Genomic DNA, 14,711 nt, shown 5'->3' with positions numbered 1-14,711 from the left:
TATAAATCAGCTTTTGGGATGACTTCTTCAGTACTCATTAATAGCTCGAAAATTGCCCAATTAATTTATAAAAATCTTCTAAAAATGATATTTGTCATAATTTAAAAACCAACATAATCTCAAATTTGCCATAGGTATAATGGACTTTTTAAAAGTCTGAGCAAATTAGAATTATGGATAATTGTTTCCATTGTGGTGATCCCTGTACAACAGTGATACACCATCAAGAAAAATCGTTTTGTTGTCACGGTTGTAAGACGGTGTATGACATATTGAGCGATAACGATATGTCGTACTACTACGACCTTGAGAATACACCAGGTACGTCTCCGCTACTTCAAGAAGGTAAGTTTGACTTTTTAGAAAATGAACAAGTAGTTGCCAAACTTTTAGAGTTTGATGAGCAAGGAACACAAGTTGTATCCTTATTAATCCCTACCATACACTGTAGCTCTTGCATCTGGGTGCTAGAAAATCTTAACAAATTGAATCCTGCGGTCAAAACCGCGCAAGTAGATTTCCCTAAGAAAACCATAAGAATCACTTACACATCTAAGGAGTTGTCACTACAAGATCTGGTTATCCTTCTAGCAAGGATAGGCTACGAACCTTACATTTCGTTAGATGATACCACAAAGAAGAAAAAGACGGTAGACAGGAGCTTGACGTATAAGCTAGGTGTGGCTGGGTTTGCTTTTGGAAATATTATGTTTCTATCATTTCCGGAGTATTTTGAGGTAAGTGAGTTTTGGCTAGATAAGTATAAGTATGTTTTCAGAGGGTTAATGCTCTTGTTTGCTATTCCGGTAGCCTTTTACTCAGGACGTGACTATTTTGTCTCTGCCTACAAAGGATTGCGGTCCAACATCCTCAATATAGACGTGCCTATCGCTATTGGTATTTCTGTACTATTTATCAGATCTACCGTTGAGATTTTGATGGATTGGGGTTCGGGATTTTTTGATAGTATGGCGGGACTTGTATTCTTCTTGTTGCTGGGTAAGTTCTTTCAGCAAAAGACCTATGCATACCTCTCTTTTGAGCGTGACTATAAGTCGTACTTTCCTATTGCTGTAACACGATTATATAAGGATGATAACGCTTTCGCGAAAGCGCAACCTTCAAGAAAGGAAGAGCAAACACAAGTATACGACCTTAAGAAAGGCGACCGAATTTTAATACGCAACAGTGAGTTATTACCTGTAGATGGCGTCTTGATTAACGGAAATGCGCTCATAGATTACAGTTTTGTCACAGGAGAAGCAGAACCAGTAGCCAAAAAATCTGGCGATCAGTTATTTGCTGGTGGTAGGCAACAAGCGGGATCTATTGAAGTTGAGGTGCTCAAGCCAGTTGCCCAAAGTTACCTCACACAATTATGGTCTAACGAAATATTCTCAAAAGGAAGACAGACCGTTTTTGAAACCCTCACAGATAGTATAAGTAGGCGTTTTACAGTGAGTTTGCTCATCATTGCTATTATCGCAACAGGTTGCTGGTTATTTATAGATACCTCAAAAGCACTTCAAGTATTTACCGCAGTTCTCATTGTGGCTTGCCCTTGTGCTATTGCACTGGCGGCTCCATTTACATTAGGTAATGTACTGCGCATTTTTGGGAGACATAAACTGTATTTAAAAAATAGCGGCGTTATTGAGCAGCTTGCTCCCATAGACACAATAGTCTTTGATAAAACGGGAACGCTTACCACAAGTGCAAAAAGTGTAATCACTTATGAAGGTGTGGCGCTTACACCAAAAGAAGAATCGCTATTGACAAGCACGCTGAGAGCTTCAAACCATCCCTTGAGTAGATCGCTTTATGACTTACTAGAATCTCACGATATAAAAACACTTGACTCCTTTACCGAAGAGGTAGGACAAGGAATTATAGGAACTCACAATAATCATACGATTAAAGTAGGTTCTTACGGATTTGTAGCGACTACTCAAGCGGTTTTTCCAGCAGCAGGCGTAGAGCGCACGGCTGTGCATATAAGTACAGATAATGAATATAAAGGATGCTACCTTTTTTATAATGAGTACAGAGAAGGTGTGCAATCGCTTTTTAGTGAATTAAAAAGTAACTACGAGGTTATTATTCTTTCTGGAGATAATGCTGGAGAACGTACTTTTCTATCACAGATACTGCCTGAGAACGCCACACTTTTATTTAATCAGAAACCTGGAGATAAATTAGACTTTATAAAAGGCTTGCAAGAGCAAGGAAAGAATGTCTTAATGGTGGGTGATGGACTTAATGACGCAGGAGCGCTAGCGCAGAGTCATGTGGGTATTTCTATCTCTGAGAATGTCAATGTTTTCTCTCCAGCTTGTGACGGTATTCTAGACGCTTCAAGGTTTACAGATATTGCAACTTTCTTAAAACTCTCACACAAGGGAGTGAGCATCATTAAGTATGCTTTTATATTCTCATTATTCTATAATCTTATAGGCTTAGGCTTTGCTGTTACGGGCAATCTTGCTCCCGTAGTTGCTGCTATTTTAATGCCGCTTAGCTCTATAAGTATCGTCTTATTTACAACGATTGCTACTCATTTTATGGGTGGAAGTCTCACATCAAAAAAACTATAATATGAACAGTATTATTAATGTACAAAGTACACCTCAACTTGCTCAAGTAGCATTTAAAAAAGCATCTTATACGGAGCGTGATCTCATAAGTCTTTTTCATAAATCTGCACATAAAGGTGCAGATGAGACGGTTTTTAATAGTTGGGTGAGAGACACCGAAAAGCGAATTTACAGCTTGCAAAGTGGCTTATATGGACGATCATCTGTGTGTAGCACGGTGAGCCTAGGCATTGCTTCCATGCTTAATATGTATGTAAATGCGATTACTCGTTTTGAACAGCAGTTTATGATGAGTTGTCCTTGTGCTACAAATGGCGCAGGACCTATACTCAACAGACTTAAAAAAGTATCACAAAGTGCGCAAGTAGCGCTTTTGTATGTGGAAGTGTAAGTGCCGCTAGCATTATGACTAGTCTATGTTTTAAGAGATAATCTTACGTGCAAAAAGATAAGCTTTAAGGAAAGCATTTTTCGCGAAAGCATATCCAAAACTATTTATCTAAAACTGACAATTGTCATAATTCAAAAACAACTTCAATCTTAATTTTACACCATAATTCAGGTAGGTATGAGTATTATTTATATGCTTCTCGCAATCAGCGTTGTTGTTGCTCTCGTCTTTTTTGTCGCATTTATTGTGTCTGTAAAGAAGGGACAATATGATGACACCTATACGCCATCTGTGCGTATGCTTTTTGATGACGAGTTAGTAAAAGAAAAAAGTGCTCCTACAACGCCTGATATTATTGAAAAATCCATCCAAATAAAAGAGTAACTAATCAAACTATGGAAGTACAACAATTCTATTACGATAACAAAATCGTACGAAAATTTATAGTGGCTACAATGTTCTGGGGCATCGTAGGGATGAGCATAGGGCTACTTCTAGCCTTTATGTTTTTATTCCCTAATGTAACAGACGGCATCTCGTGGTTAAGTTTTGGGCGTTTACGTCCGTTACACACTAATGCAGTCATCTTTGCCTTTGTAGGTAACGCTATTTTTGCAGGTGTATATTATTCTTCACAGCGTTTGCTTAAAGCTCGTATGTGGAAAGACTGGCTCAGTAATGTAAACTTCTGGGGATGGCAAGCCATTATCGTGGGAGCAGCAATTACACTTCCACTAGGGTTTACTACATCAAAAGAATATGCAGAGCTAGAATGGCCATTTGATATTGCGATTGCTCTTATATGGGTAGCTTTTGGAGCCAATTTGATAGGTACTATCCTTAAAAGAAGACAGCGTCACTTATATGTTGCTATCTGGTTTTACCTAGCAACTTTTGTTACCGTTGCAGTACTGCATATTGTAAATAGTATGGAGCTGCCAGTGAGTGCTCTTAAAAGTTACTCGATGTATGCTGGAGTACAAGATGCACTAGTACAGTGGTGGTACGGTCACAATGCGGTTGCATTTTTCTTAACTACGCCTTTCTTAGGGTTGATGTATTACTTTGTACCTAAGGCGGCAAATAGACCTGTGTATTCTTACAGACTTTCTATTGTACACTTCTGGTCACTTATATTTATCTATATCTGGGCGGGTCCTCACCACTTATTATATTCTGCACTACCAGACTGGGCACAGAATCTTGGTGTTGCATTCTCCATCATGCTTCTTGCTCCATCATGGGGAGGAATGATAAACGGACTACTTACTCTACGTGGAGCGTGGGATAAAGTACGTACAGATCCTGTTCTTAAATTTATGGTTGTTGCGATTACAGGTTATGGTATGGCAACCTTTGAAGGGCCTATGCTCTCGCTTAAGAATGTAAATGCGATAGCTCACTTTAGTGATTGGATTATTGCTCACGTACACGTAGGAGCACTTGCCTGGAACGGTTTCTTCACATTTGGTATGGTATACTGGATGGTTCCAAAATTATTCAAGACAAAATTATGGTCTACTAAGTTAGCTAACTTCCACTTCTGGATAGGAACGTTAGGTATTATACTATATGCATTACCTATGTATGTTGCTGGTTTTGTACAAGCCTTTATGTGGAAACAATTTAATCCAGATGGAACGCTTACCTACGGTAACTTCTTAGAAACAGTAAGTGAGATTATCCCTATGTACTGGATGCGTGCTATAGGTGGTAGTATGTTTATTGTAGGAGCCCTTATAGGTGTTTATAATATGATCATGACTGCTCGCGCAGGGAAAAATGTTACAGATGAACTTGCAGAAGCTGCGCCTTTATCTACAGTAACTAAAAAACGTACTTCAAAAGAAGGATACCACACATGGTTAGAAAGACGCCCGGTAAAGCTTACCATTTTTGCAACTATCGCTATTCTTATTGGAGGTATGGTGCAAATTATACCATCACTTATTGTTGATGATTATATCCCAGTGATATCAAGTGTGAAACCATATTCACCACTAGAGCTACAGGGTAGAGATATTTATATACGTGAAGGGTGTGTAGGGTGTCACTCTCAAATGGTACGACCATTTAGAAGTGAGGTAGAGCGCTATGGAGAATACTCAAAAGCGGGAGAGTATGTGTATGATCACCCATTCTTATGGGGAAGTAAGCGTACTGGACCAGATCTTATGCGTGTAGGAGGAAAGTACAGTGATAACTGGCACTTAAATCACTTCTATGATCCACAAAGTACTTCGTCTGGTTCTATAATGCCATCTTATAAATGGTTATTACGTAGAGAACTCGATAAAGATCTCACAGAGACAAAAATGGAAGCAATGGTAACCTTAGGAGTACCATACACTCCAGAAGATATTGCAAATGCTCAAGAGTCTATGACCGCACAAGGAATAGCTATAGAGAAGAACCTCTACTCAGATCCAGACTTTGCAAAAACTTATGAGGCAGATAAAAAGTATGCCGAAGAAAACGGTGAAGACTTTGTGGAGATGCGTAACCGTGAGGTGGTAGCTCTTATAGCTTACATACAGCGACTAGGAACAGATATTAAAGTTAAAAACGCAGATGGTACTACATCCATCTTAAACGACTAGCACCATGTTTAAATTTATAAAAGGAAACTTAGAAAATATAGATGGAGTGGAGATCTATCCTATAGTATCATTACTCATATTTTTCATCTTTTTTGCTGCACTATTCTTTTGGGTATTTACAGCAAAGAAAGCACACATCACAGAGGTAAGTAACATCCCGCTTAATGATGATACACTCAACGTAAATACTATAGAAGAATGAGAACCACAGCATCATTTTTAAGAATACTAGGCTTTTCACTATTAGGATATTTCCTCATAGATTACATAGGGACTACAGGGGAGACTTCTATATTTCTAGAGCAACCGTGGGTCTGGGCTATACTAGGCGTAATCATGCTTTTTTATACAGCAGGAGAAGTGAGCATGGCTGCGCTGCGCAATGTTCTTTACAAAACGCTTAAGCCACAAGCACAAGCAAAGTTTGATGAGCAAGAAGCACTTGCAGAAGCAAATCAGTTTAAGTGGATTAAAGAGAAGTATAAAGCATCTCTAGGAAGTAAAGAGATAGCTCAAGAGCATGAGATTATACTAGATCATAACTATGACGGTATACAAGAGCTTGATAATAACTTGCCACCATGGTGGGTGTATATGTTCTACGCATCAATAGTCTTTGCAGTAATATACTTAGTGCGTTTTGAAGTACTAGACGACTACAACCAAGCCGAAGAATATGAAGTTGCTGTAGCAGAAGCAAAAGCAGAAATAGAAGAATGGAAAAAAACGGCAAAAGATCTTGTCGATGTAAATACGGTAACACTCCTCACAGATGCGAGTGATATCAATGCTGGTAAAGCCATTTTTACAAATAACTGTATTGCTTGTCATAAAGCAGATGGTGGCGGAGGTATAGGACCTAACCTCACAGACCAGCACTGGATTCTGGGTGGAGGAATTAAAAATGTCTTCAAAACTATCTCAGAAGGTGGTCGTGATGGTAAAGGTATGATCTCATGGAAATCAGAACTTAAGGCTGCAGAGATGGCGCAAGTAGCTAGCTTCGTGTTAAGCTTACAAGGCACCACTCCAGCAGAGCCTAAGGAGTCAGAAGGTGAGTTATGGGTAAATCCAGATGCCCCTGCTGCTCCTATAAAGGATGTTGTTACAGATAGCACAGTAGTGCAATTAACGAGTAACTAAATATTAAACGGATGATTCAAGATATAGCGATTGTATTAAGTTCAAGTACTGCTCCGATAATGAAGCCTTATTATGAAAATGATACGACTAAAATTATAGCAATAGGACTTAAAAAGGATGTGGTGTTAGAAAAACATACAGCACCTAGCAAAGCGCAAATCTTGATCATACAGGGAACGGTCACTTTTAGAACAGCGACCTTCTCAAAATCTATAGACACCTATGAGACTTTTGAAATACCATTAGAGGTAGAGCATGAGGTCATAGGTGATACAGACTGTATTTTTCTGTTAATCTTATCTAAGTAATATATAATGGCAGAGCAAGGAAAAGATAACTTTAGAGATACTATGGGAACCCTTGATAAAGAGGGGAAACGCGCATGGGTATTTCCTAAGAAGCCAAGTGGGAAATGGTACGAGTACCGCAAGTACGTAAGCTATGTATTGCTTGCTATCTTACTTAGCTCACCGTTTATAAAAGTAGGAGGGAATCAGCTGTTCATGTTTAATGTGCTGGAGCGTAGGTTCAATATTTTTGGGTATCCATTCTGGCCTCAAGATTTTCATCTCTTTGTGATCATGATGATTATTGGGGTGGTATTTGTAATCCTATTTACGGTAGCATTTGGTAGAATATTTTGTGGCTGGATTTGCCCGCAAACTATTTTTATGGAAATGGTTTTTCGTCGTATTGAGTACTGGATAGATGGCGATCGTGGTAAGCAGATACGTCTTAAAAAAATGCCTTGGAACAAGGAGAAAATCAAAAAGAGAGTTTTAAAATGGACTATCTTTTTTATCATCTCTTTTATAATTGCAAATGTTTTTCTTGCGTATCTAATAGGGAGCGATCAGCTTATTAGGTACATCACAGATGGACCTGAGAAGCACACAAGCACACTTGTATCACTACTTATTTTTACTGGAGTTTTCTATTTCATATTTGTATGGTTTAGAGAGCAGGTGTGCATCATAGCCTGCCCTTACGGAAGGTTGCAAGGAGTGTTGCTAGATAACAAATCTATTATCGTTGCTTATGATCATAAACGTGGAGAGAAGGAAGAAGGAAGAGCTAAGTTTAAGAAAAATGAAGACAGACCATCTACTGGAAAAGGAGATTGTATAGATTGCTTCGCATGTGTGCATGTATGCCCTACAGGGATAGACATACGTAACGGTACACAGTTAGAATGTGTAAACTGTACCGCTTGCATAGATGCTTGTGATCATATGATGGAAGCGGTAAATCTCCCTAAAGGTCTTATACGCTATGCTAGTGAAGATAATATTGAAAAGAAAGCGCCATTTAAATTCACACCTCGTCTCAAGGGGTATGTTGCCGTACTAGGTATACTTACTGCGGTACTCATAGGGATGTTGTTTTTACGTAATGATGTAGAAGCTCGCATTCTCAGATTACCAGGACAACTTTATGAGCATAAAGACAATAACATGATTAGTAATGTCTACACCTTTAAGCTGGTTAATAAAACGGTAGAGGAGATAGAAGATGTGCATTTTGAACTACGCTCTCATAAAGGGACTATAGAAGTAGTTTCTGGTAATAGTTTCAGTGTAGATGCACAGGGACTAGCAGAGGGAACACTATTTATTGAAATCAATGCCAGCGGTATTAAAAGCGATAAAGAACGTTTGGAAATAGAAGTGTACAGCGGCGACCAATTGATTGAGACGACAACAACGGCATTTTTAGGCCCTAGAAGTTATAAGTAAGAGTACGCTTTCGCGAAAGCAAAACAAAAAAACTATGAGTACAGAGCATAAAAAATGTTGTGATGGCTGTAAAAAAGGACAGCCAGGAACTAACGAAGCATGCAGCGCAAAGTTGATGATGGAAGCGCTCAAGAATAATCAAGAAATCACTAAAACACAAGAGTTATGAAATGGAACTGGGGAAAGGGTATTTTAGTGGCGATGGCTTGTTTTATGGGCTTTATTCTGTACATGGTTATCACGATGAGCACAGATGATAATTATAGCCATGATCTTGTGACAGAAGAATATTATGCTAAAGAAATGGCATATCAAACCGAAATAGACGCAGAGACTAATGCGCGTAATCTCGTGGGTGAAATCACAGGATTACGCACGCCAGAAGGGTGGTTACTCACCTTCCCACCGTCTATTTCAGAAAGTACAAATAAAGGAAAAGTGTTTCTATACAGACCGTCTAATCAGCAACTTGATTTTGAAGTGCCTTTGGCTATTTCAGGATCTAATTTGCTCATACCTGACAATCAGCTGATAGACGGTCGATGGAACATTATCATAGAGTGGACAGACGGGGAAGAGGAATACATGTATAAAAAGTCAATCGTTTACTAATGCTGTGGTCTGCACTCATATTTGGTCTTTTGGGCAGTTTCCACTGTGTGGGAATGTGTGGTCCCATTGCATTTATGTTGCCCGTAGATCGTAAAAGTCCTGTAAAAAGAGCTTTCCAATTAATGAGTTATCACGCGGGGCGTATACTTACTTATAGTGTTTTGGGCTTAGTATTTGGGATTGTGGGTAAAAGTTTTAATTTCTTTGGCATCCAGCAGCAACTATCTATAATCATAGGTGTACTTATGATTGTAGTTATTCTCATACCCACTAAAATTTTCAATAAATACAACTTCTCACGACCATTATATAAGGCAGTTGGTAAAGTAAAGAGCTCCATGGGAACCGCTCTTAAGAAAAAAGATCCAGGTACGTTTTTTACTATAGGATATCTCAACGGCTTATTACCGTGCGGACTTGTATATATGGCGATTTTTGGCGCACTTGCTTCTGGTGGTGCTTGGGAAGGAGGATTGTATATGGCAGTTTTTGGACTAGGTACCATACCACTTATGACCACTGCTATTTATTTAGGTAATTTTTTAAAAGGAAAAGCAAAGCAGCGCATCGTTAAAATGATTCCTGTTTTTGTGGTAATCGTAGGAGTCTTATTTATAGTACGCGGCCTTGGTCTTGGTATACCATACGTATCACCATCAAAGATGGTAAGTGTAGAAAAAGTGGCTGCACAACATTCTTGTCATTAATAACAACCAAACATTTATAATTATGGAACATTTTTTAATACTTCTCGTAGACTGGGGAATGGGAGCACTACTCATAGGAGTATTTGCCTTAGTTTGTATCACTCTTGTACTTATCGTACTAAACATGATAAAGGGAGACTCAAAAAAATCTGATACTGATGAAAAGTAGAGGATTACAAATAGTAAGAGAATATACAAGTACTTTATTAAACTGCTTAGTTTTTAAAGGTCTCGACCTATTTATATCATTACAATGGCTTTTAACTTACAAGAAAGATCGTATTAGTTCGCAAAGATAATCGTGAACTTGATGAGGTCTTATAATCTTCAAGAGCATAAAAAAAAGGGAAGCAGTAATGCTTCCCTTTTTTAGTATATGTTGAGGTGACTTTTAAACAGTCATAGAAAATAGCTGAGTCTCTGGTTTATTGCGCTGTAATCTCATGTCAAACGGAAGGCATATATTTCTTACAAAAGGACGTCCCTTTTCTGTAACAATTAATTTTCTTGCATGTATTTCTAGAAGCCCATCGTTTTCAAGTTCCTTTAATTTTATAAGCACATCTGGAAGCTCTGCAAAATTCCCTTGATTATCGTCCCAGGAAGTCTCAAAAGAACACATCAAATTAAGAATATGTTGTCTGATGATAAGATCTTCTTTAGTAAGGATATGACCTCTAAAAATAGGTAGAATCCCATCTTCTATAAGTTGTTGATACTCTTCTATATTTTTTACATTCTGAGCAAAACTATACCAGCTATCACTTATGGCAGATACTCCTAAGCCTATCATAACCTGTGTTTTGCTAGCGTTATATCCCATAAAATTACGATGTATAGTTCCCGCTTGCTGGGCTCCAAATAAAGCATCTGTTTTAAGCGCAAAGTGATCCATACCTATCTCGACATACCCTGCTTTTATAAGCATTGTTTTACCTATTTCATATTGCATTCTCTTTTGGTCTGCGCTAGGTAAATCTCCATCCTTAAATCCTCGCTGTCCGTTTCCTTTTATCCATGGCACGTGAGCATAGCTATAAAAAGCAATACGGTCTGGATGAAGAGAGATGGTTTTATTAATGGTATTTATAACATCATCTTGCGTCTGGAAAGGTAGTCCATATATGATATCGTGCCCTACAGAATCATAGCCTGTAGCACGAGCAATTTCTGTAGCGTTTTGAACGTGTGCATATGGTTGTACGCGATTTATAGCTTTCTGTACAGTTGTATTGTAGTCTTGGACACCATAACAAACTCTAGTAAACCCTTTGTTATATAGTGACTCAAGATGCTCTTTTGTAGTATTATTAGGGTGTCCCTCAAAGCTGAGTTCAAAAGTGCTAACCTTTTTTGTAAGTGCAAAAATCCCGTCCATAAGACGTTCTAGATGTGCTGGTGAGAAAAATGTAGGAGTTCCTCCACCTAAGTGTAGTTGTTTAATCACCGGCTTGTCTCCTAGTAAAGTTACGTACATCGCAAGTTCCTTAAGTACAGATTGTATATAAGGAATCTCAACATCATGATTCTTTGTAATACGCTTGTTACATCCACAAAAAGTACACATACTCTCACAATAAGGTAAATGTACATAGAGACTTATTCCTTGTGAAGTATTGCTTTCGCGAAAGCTTTCTTGTAAAGTGTTTTTCCACTGGGTTAGAGAGAAGTTATCTTGATCCCAATAAGGCACAGTAGGATAACTTGTATATCGTGGTCCTGCCACATTGTACTTTGATATAAGGGTACACATTGATTTTGAGTTTTTTCAAAATTACTATATGACAAAAACAGAGAATATGATGAATATCAGCTTTTGAGAAAATACTATTTATGGACGGTAATAGTAGTTCATTTAAAAAATGATAAATTATACATGTAATTTACCACTCGTCGACACTTAAACGTCATCCGTCTATAGTAAAGGACTCGTTAAACTTAATTATTGAAGAATATTGACTTTAATTGACCAACTTTGGAAATATAAAGATCAATACTTTGGGGACAAGAAAATTAAGAATACTGCTCGTTGAGGACGATGCCATTGAGGTAATGAAACTCAAGCGAGCTATAGCAAAGCTAGAAATGAACCATGAGCTCATAGAGGCAAAAAATGGTGAGGAAGCACTTGAAATACTTAAAGACCACTCGGTCTTACCAGACGTGCTGTTTCTCGATCTTAATATGCCAAAAATCAACGGAATAGAGTTCTTGAAGATTTTGAAAAAAGACGAAATTTTACGATTTTTACCTACAGTCATGCTCACAACCTCAAGTAACCGCAAGGATATACTAGCTTGTTATGACACGGGAGTAGCAGGTTATATTATCAAACCTTTGAAGTACGATCACTACGTTGAGAAAATAAAATCGGCGTTAGAGTACTGGAGTATGAATGCATTAATCAAAGCATAATGAAAGGAATTGTATTTACAGAGTTTTTAGATCTTGTTGAAACAAAATTTGGTTTAGAAATGGTTGACACCATTCTTAATGAATCTGAGCTACCTTCTAATGGTGTTTATACAGCAGTAGGAACGTATAGCTTTACAGAAATGGTGAGCTTACTTACTAATTTAAGTAAGGAAACGGGACTTGTAATTGACGATTTATTACTGGTATATGGAGAGCACTTTTTCTCAGTGGTAGAGAAAAGTTATCCTTCTTTTTTAAAGCAATATACGGATCCAATAGAGATGCTTTCATCTATAGAAAACCACATACATGTGGAAGTTAGAAAGATTTATCCAGATGCAGAGTTGCCTACTTTTACCATAGAAGAGAAGACTCCAGAAAGTCTCGTAATGATCTATAAGTCAAGTAGAGCCATGCATGCCTTCGGTCGCGGATTAATGAATAAGACTTTTGAGTTTTTTAATACAAAAGCTACTATCTTAGTTGAAAAATTAAAAGAAAACGGAACCGAAGTAAAATTCAGCATAGCAACATATGAGTGACTCCAAAATTAAGATGTACGAAAGAGCGCTAGCGCGTGAAAAGGCCGCTAGAAAAGAAGCCGAGCGTATTCTTGAGGAAAAGTCATTAGAATTATATCACAAATCTGAGGAGTTAAGAGTTTCAAACTCAAAACTTGAAGATGTTGTAAAAGAACGCACTTCTGAACTTGAGGGAGTATTTGAAAACATAGTAGATGCCTATGTAGTTATGGAGTTATCTGGCAATGTTATCAAAATGAATGACGCTGCCATTACACTTCTTGGGTACACGCTAGAAGATAACTTCAACCTTTGGGACATTGTTCACCCAGATGAAAATGATAAAGTTGTTGAAGGTTTTGAGGTTCTCACCACAAAAGGAGCAATAACAGATTTTCAAATAAAAATAATAATGTCTTCAGGATCCATTAAATTGGTTCACATTAATGCAAGTATTGTTTTTAATGATGAAGGAAAACCTATCGCTGCTCAAGGTATTGTAAGGGATATTACGCAAGACAAGGCAGCCGAGCAGCGCCTTATAGATTCAGAAAATCGATTATCTGCACTTATTTTAAACCTAGAAAGTGGTATTCTACTTGAAGATGAGCATCGCAATATTGTAATCACAAATAATCGCTTCTGCGATTTTTTTAATATTCCATCAAGTCCAGAGCAACTTATAGGTGTAAACTGCGAGCATGCAGCTGAAGATAGCAAACATCTTTTTAAAGATCCAGAAGAATTTGTATCAAGAATAAATACGCTTACGCGAAAAAAAGAACAAGCGCTATCTGATGAGCTTAAATTAGTTGATGGTCGTATCTTGGAGAGAGATTTTATTCCTATTTATGAAGAAGGTATTTATAAAGGTCACCTTTGGACGTATAGAGATGTTACCTTGAGAAGAAAGTTTCGCGAAAGCATAGAAGCAGAACGTCAAAAATATAGTGACATTATTGCAAACATGAACTTGGGACTTATTGAGGTCAATCTTGATGATGAAGTCTTGATGATCAATAACAGTTTTGAATTGTTATCTGGTTATACCGAAGAGGAACTCCTAGGTAAAAAAGCGAAGGAGATATTACTTACTCCAGCGTCTCAAAAACAACTCACTCAAGAGAATAATGATAGGTTGAGCGGAGCGTCAAATTCATACGAAGTGCATGCTATAACTAAGAGTGGTGAATTGAAACACTGGCTAATAAGTGGTGCTCCAAACTATAATCTTAATGGTAAAGTCATAGGCTCTATAGGAATACACCTCGATATAACAGAGCTCAAAAGTTTAGAGATACAAAAGGAAAATCTTTTAAAGAAGCTTGAAAAAAGTAATGATGAGCTGCAGGAGTATGCACATGTAGTTTCTCATGATCTTAAAAGTCCGCTTAGGAGTATAAATGCACTTGTAAATTGGATTAAGGATGATAATGAAGATGTCTTCACTAAAGAAACAAAGAGTCATCTTGAGATGATAGATACTACTTTAGAAAAGATGGAGCAGCTTATATCTGATGTTCTTGAATACTCCAGTGTAGGATCTGAAAATGCACCTCGAGAAAAAGTAAATTTACAAGAAGTACTAGCAGATATAGAAACTTTACTTCACTGTCCAGAACATATAACATTAAATATTCATCCAGATTTACCTACGGTAAATGGTGATAAAGTCAAGTTACAACAGTTATTTCAGAATTTGATGAGTAATGCTATACGTTATTGTGATAAAGAAGAAGGTTTCATAGAAGTAGGATACACAGAAAACAAAACACATTATACCTTTACGGTTAAGGATAATGGAATCGGGATTCCTAAGGAATACCATGATAAAATATTTAAAATTTTTCAGTCACTTAATAACCATAAAGACTCGACGGGTATAGGACTTTCTATTGTTAAGAAAATAGTAGACCTTTATAAAGGAAGTATATGGTTAGAGAGCAACGTAGGAGAGGGGACTACTTTCTTTTTTACATTACAAAAATAATA

16 protein-coding genes are annotated in these 14,711 nt (G+C 37.5%); 15 read left to right on the top strand and 1 reads right to left on the bottom strand.

The window, feature by feature from the left end:
* Nucleotides 1-173: 173 nt before the first annotated feature.
* From JM84_RS11335 to JM84_RS15400, 12 genes are all read left to right on the top strand, one after another.
* On the top strand, nucleotides 174-2,594 hold the full coding sequence (locus JM84_RS11335) for a heavy metal translocating P-type ATPase (protein WP_144784324.1): 2,421 nt from the start codon (nucleotides 174-176) through the stop codon (nucleotides 2,592-2,594).
* Between the two features lies 1 nt (nucleotide 2,595).
* Nucleotides 2,596-2,985 carry a hypothetical protein gene (locus JM84_RS11330; RefSeq protein WP_144784321.1) on the top strand — a complete coding sequence of 130 codons (390 nt, stop codon included), beginning with the start codon at nucleotides 2,596-2,598 and terminating at the stop codon, nucleotides 2,983-2,985.
* A gap of 177 nt (nucleotides 2,986-3,162) precedes the next feature.
* Nucleotides 3,163-3,369 carry a cbb3-type cytochrome oxidase assembly protein CcoS gene (gene ccoS / locus JM84_RS11325; protein WP_013751850.1) on the top strand — a complete coding sequence of 69 codons (207 nt, stop codon included), beginning with the start codon at nucleotides 3,163-3,165 and terminating at the stop codon, nucleotides 3,367-3,369.
* Nucleotides 3,370-3,380: 11 nt separating this feature from the next.
* A complete protein-coding gene (ccoN, locus tag JM84_RS11320; RefSeq protein WP_144784319.1) occupies nucleotides 3,381-5,585 on the top strand; it encodes a cytochrome-c oxidase, cbb3-type subunit I in 2,205 nt (734 codons plus the stop codon).
* Between the two features lie 4 nt (nucleotides 5,586-5,589).
* Complete coding sequence (locus JM84_RS11315; protein WP_013751852.1) at nucleotides 5,590-5,787, top strand: CcoQ/FixQ family Cbb3-type cytochrome c oxidase assembly chaperone; 198 nt, start codon at nucleotides 5,590-5,592, stop codon at nucleotides 5,785-5,787.
* Complete coding sequence (locus JM84_RS11310; RefSeq protein WP_144784317.1) at nucleotides 5,784-6,728, top strand: cbb3-type cytochrome c oxidase N-terminal domain-containing protein; 945 nt, start codon at nucleotides 5,784-5,786, stop codon at nucleotides 6,726-6,728. Before JM84_RS11315 ends, JM84_RS11310 begins: the two co-directional genes overlap by 4 nt.
* A gap of 11 nt (nucleotides 6,729-6,739) precedes the next feature.
* The gene (locus tag JM84_RS11305; protein ID WP_013751854.1) at nucleotides 6,740-7,036 is read left to right on the top strand and encodes a hypothetical protein; all 297 of its coding nucleotides are present in this window, start codon (nucleotides 6,740-6,742) and stop codon (nucleotides 7,034-7,036) included.
* A 6-nt stretch (nucleotides 7,037-7,042) separates the two neighbouring features.
* Nucleotides 7,043-8,464: a cytochrome c oxidase accessory protein CcoG gene (gene ccoG, locus JM84_RS11300; protein ID WP_144784315.1), complete on the top strand. Its 1,422-nt coding sequence runs from the start codon at nucleotides 7,043-7,045 to the stop codon at nucleotides 8,462-8,464.
* A gap of 34 nt (nucleotides 8,465-8,498) precedes the next feature.
* On the top strand, nucleotides 8,499-8,633 hold the full coding sequence (locus JM84_RS15490; RefSeq protein ID WP_261375735.1) for a hypothetical protein: 135 nt from the start codon (nucleotides 8,499-8,501) through the stop codon (nucleotides 8,631-8,633).
* Complete coding sequence (locus tag JM84_RS11295; RefSeq protein ID WP_144784313.1) at nucleotides 8,630-9,076, top strand: FixH family protein; 447 nt, start codon at nucleotides 8,630-8,632, stop codon at nucleotides 9,074-9,076. The genes JM84_RS15490 and JM84_RS11295 overlap by 4 nt, the downstream gene beginning before the upstream one ends.
* Nucleotides 9,076-9,783, top strand: a complete 708-nt coding sequence (locus tag JM84_RS11290; RefSeq protein WP_013751858.1) for a sulfite exporter TauE/SafE family protein — start codon at nucleotides 9,076-9,078, stop codon at nucleotides 9,781-9,783. Before JM84_RS11295 ends, JM84_RS11290 begins: the two co-directional genes overlap by 1 nt.
* 22 nt (nucleotides 9,784-9,805) lie before the next feature.
* Entirely contained in the window at nucleotides 9,806-9,952 is a 147-nt protein-coding gene (locus tag JM84_RS15400) for a hypothetical protein (protein ID WP_013751859.1), read from the top strand.
* Between the two features lie 222 nt (nucleotides 9,953-10,174).
* On the opposite strand, the gene hemN is transcribed toward JM84_RS15400, so the two are convergent.
* Entirely contained in the window at nucleotides 10,175-11,536 is a 1,362-nt protein-coding gene (gene hemN / locus JM84_RS11285; RefSeq protein WP_144784311.1) for an oxygen-independent coproporphyrinogen III oxidase, read from the bottom strand.
* A gap of 245 nt (nucleotides 11,537-11,781) precedes the next feature.
* Between hemN and JM84_RS11280 the strand changes: the two genes are divergently transcribed.
* From JM84_RS11280 to JM84_RS11270, 3 genes are read left to right on the top strand one after another with little or no spacing between them, the layout of a single operon-like run.
* Entirely contained in the window at nucleotides 11,782-12,198 is a 417-nt protein-coding gene (locus JM84_RS11280) for a response regulator (protein ID WP_144784310.1), read from the top strand.
* Nucleotides 12,198-12,740 (top strand): heme NO-binding domain-containing protein, encoded by a 543-nt coding sequence (locus JM84_RS11275; protein WP_013751863.1) that lies wholly within the window; start codon nucleotides 12,198-12,200, stop codon nucleotides 12,738-12,740. The genes JM84_RS11280 and JM84_RS11275 overlap by 1 nt, the downstream gene beginning before the upstream one ends.
* Entirely contained in the window at nucleotides 12,733-14,709 is a 1,977-nt protein-coding gene (locus tag JM84_RS11270) for a PAS domain-containing sensor histidine kinase (RefSeq protein ID WP_186439121.1), read from the top strand. The genes JM84_RS11275 and JM84_RS11270 overlap by 8 nt, the downstream gene beginning before the upstream one ends.
* Nucleotides 14,710-14,711 lie beyond the last annotated feature (2 nt).

It is taken from the genome of Dokdonia sp. Hel_I_63 (genome assembly GCF_007827285.1).
Lineage (GTDB): Bacteria > Bacteroidota > Bacteroidia > Flavobacteriales > Flavobacteriaceae > Dokdonia.
This window is presented reverse-complemented; position numbering and strand designations above follow the sequence as displayed.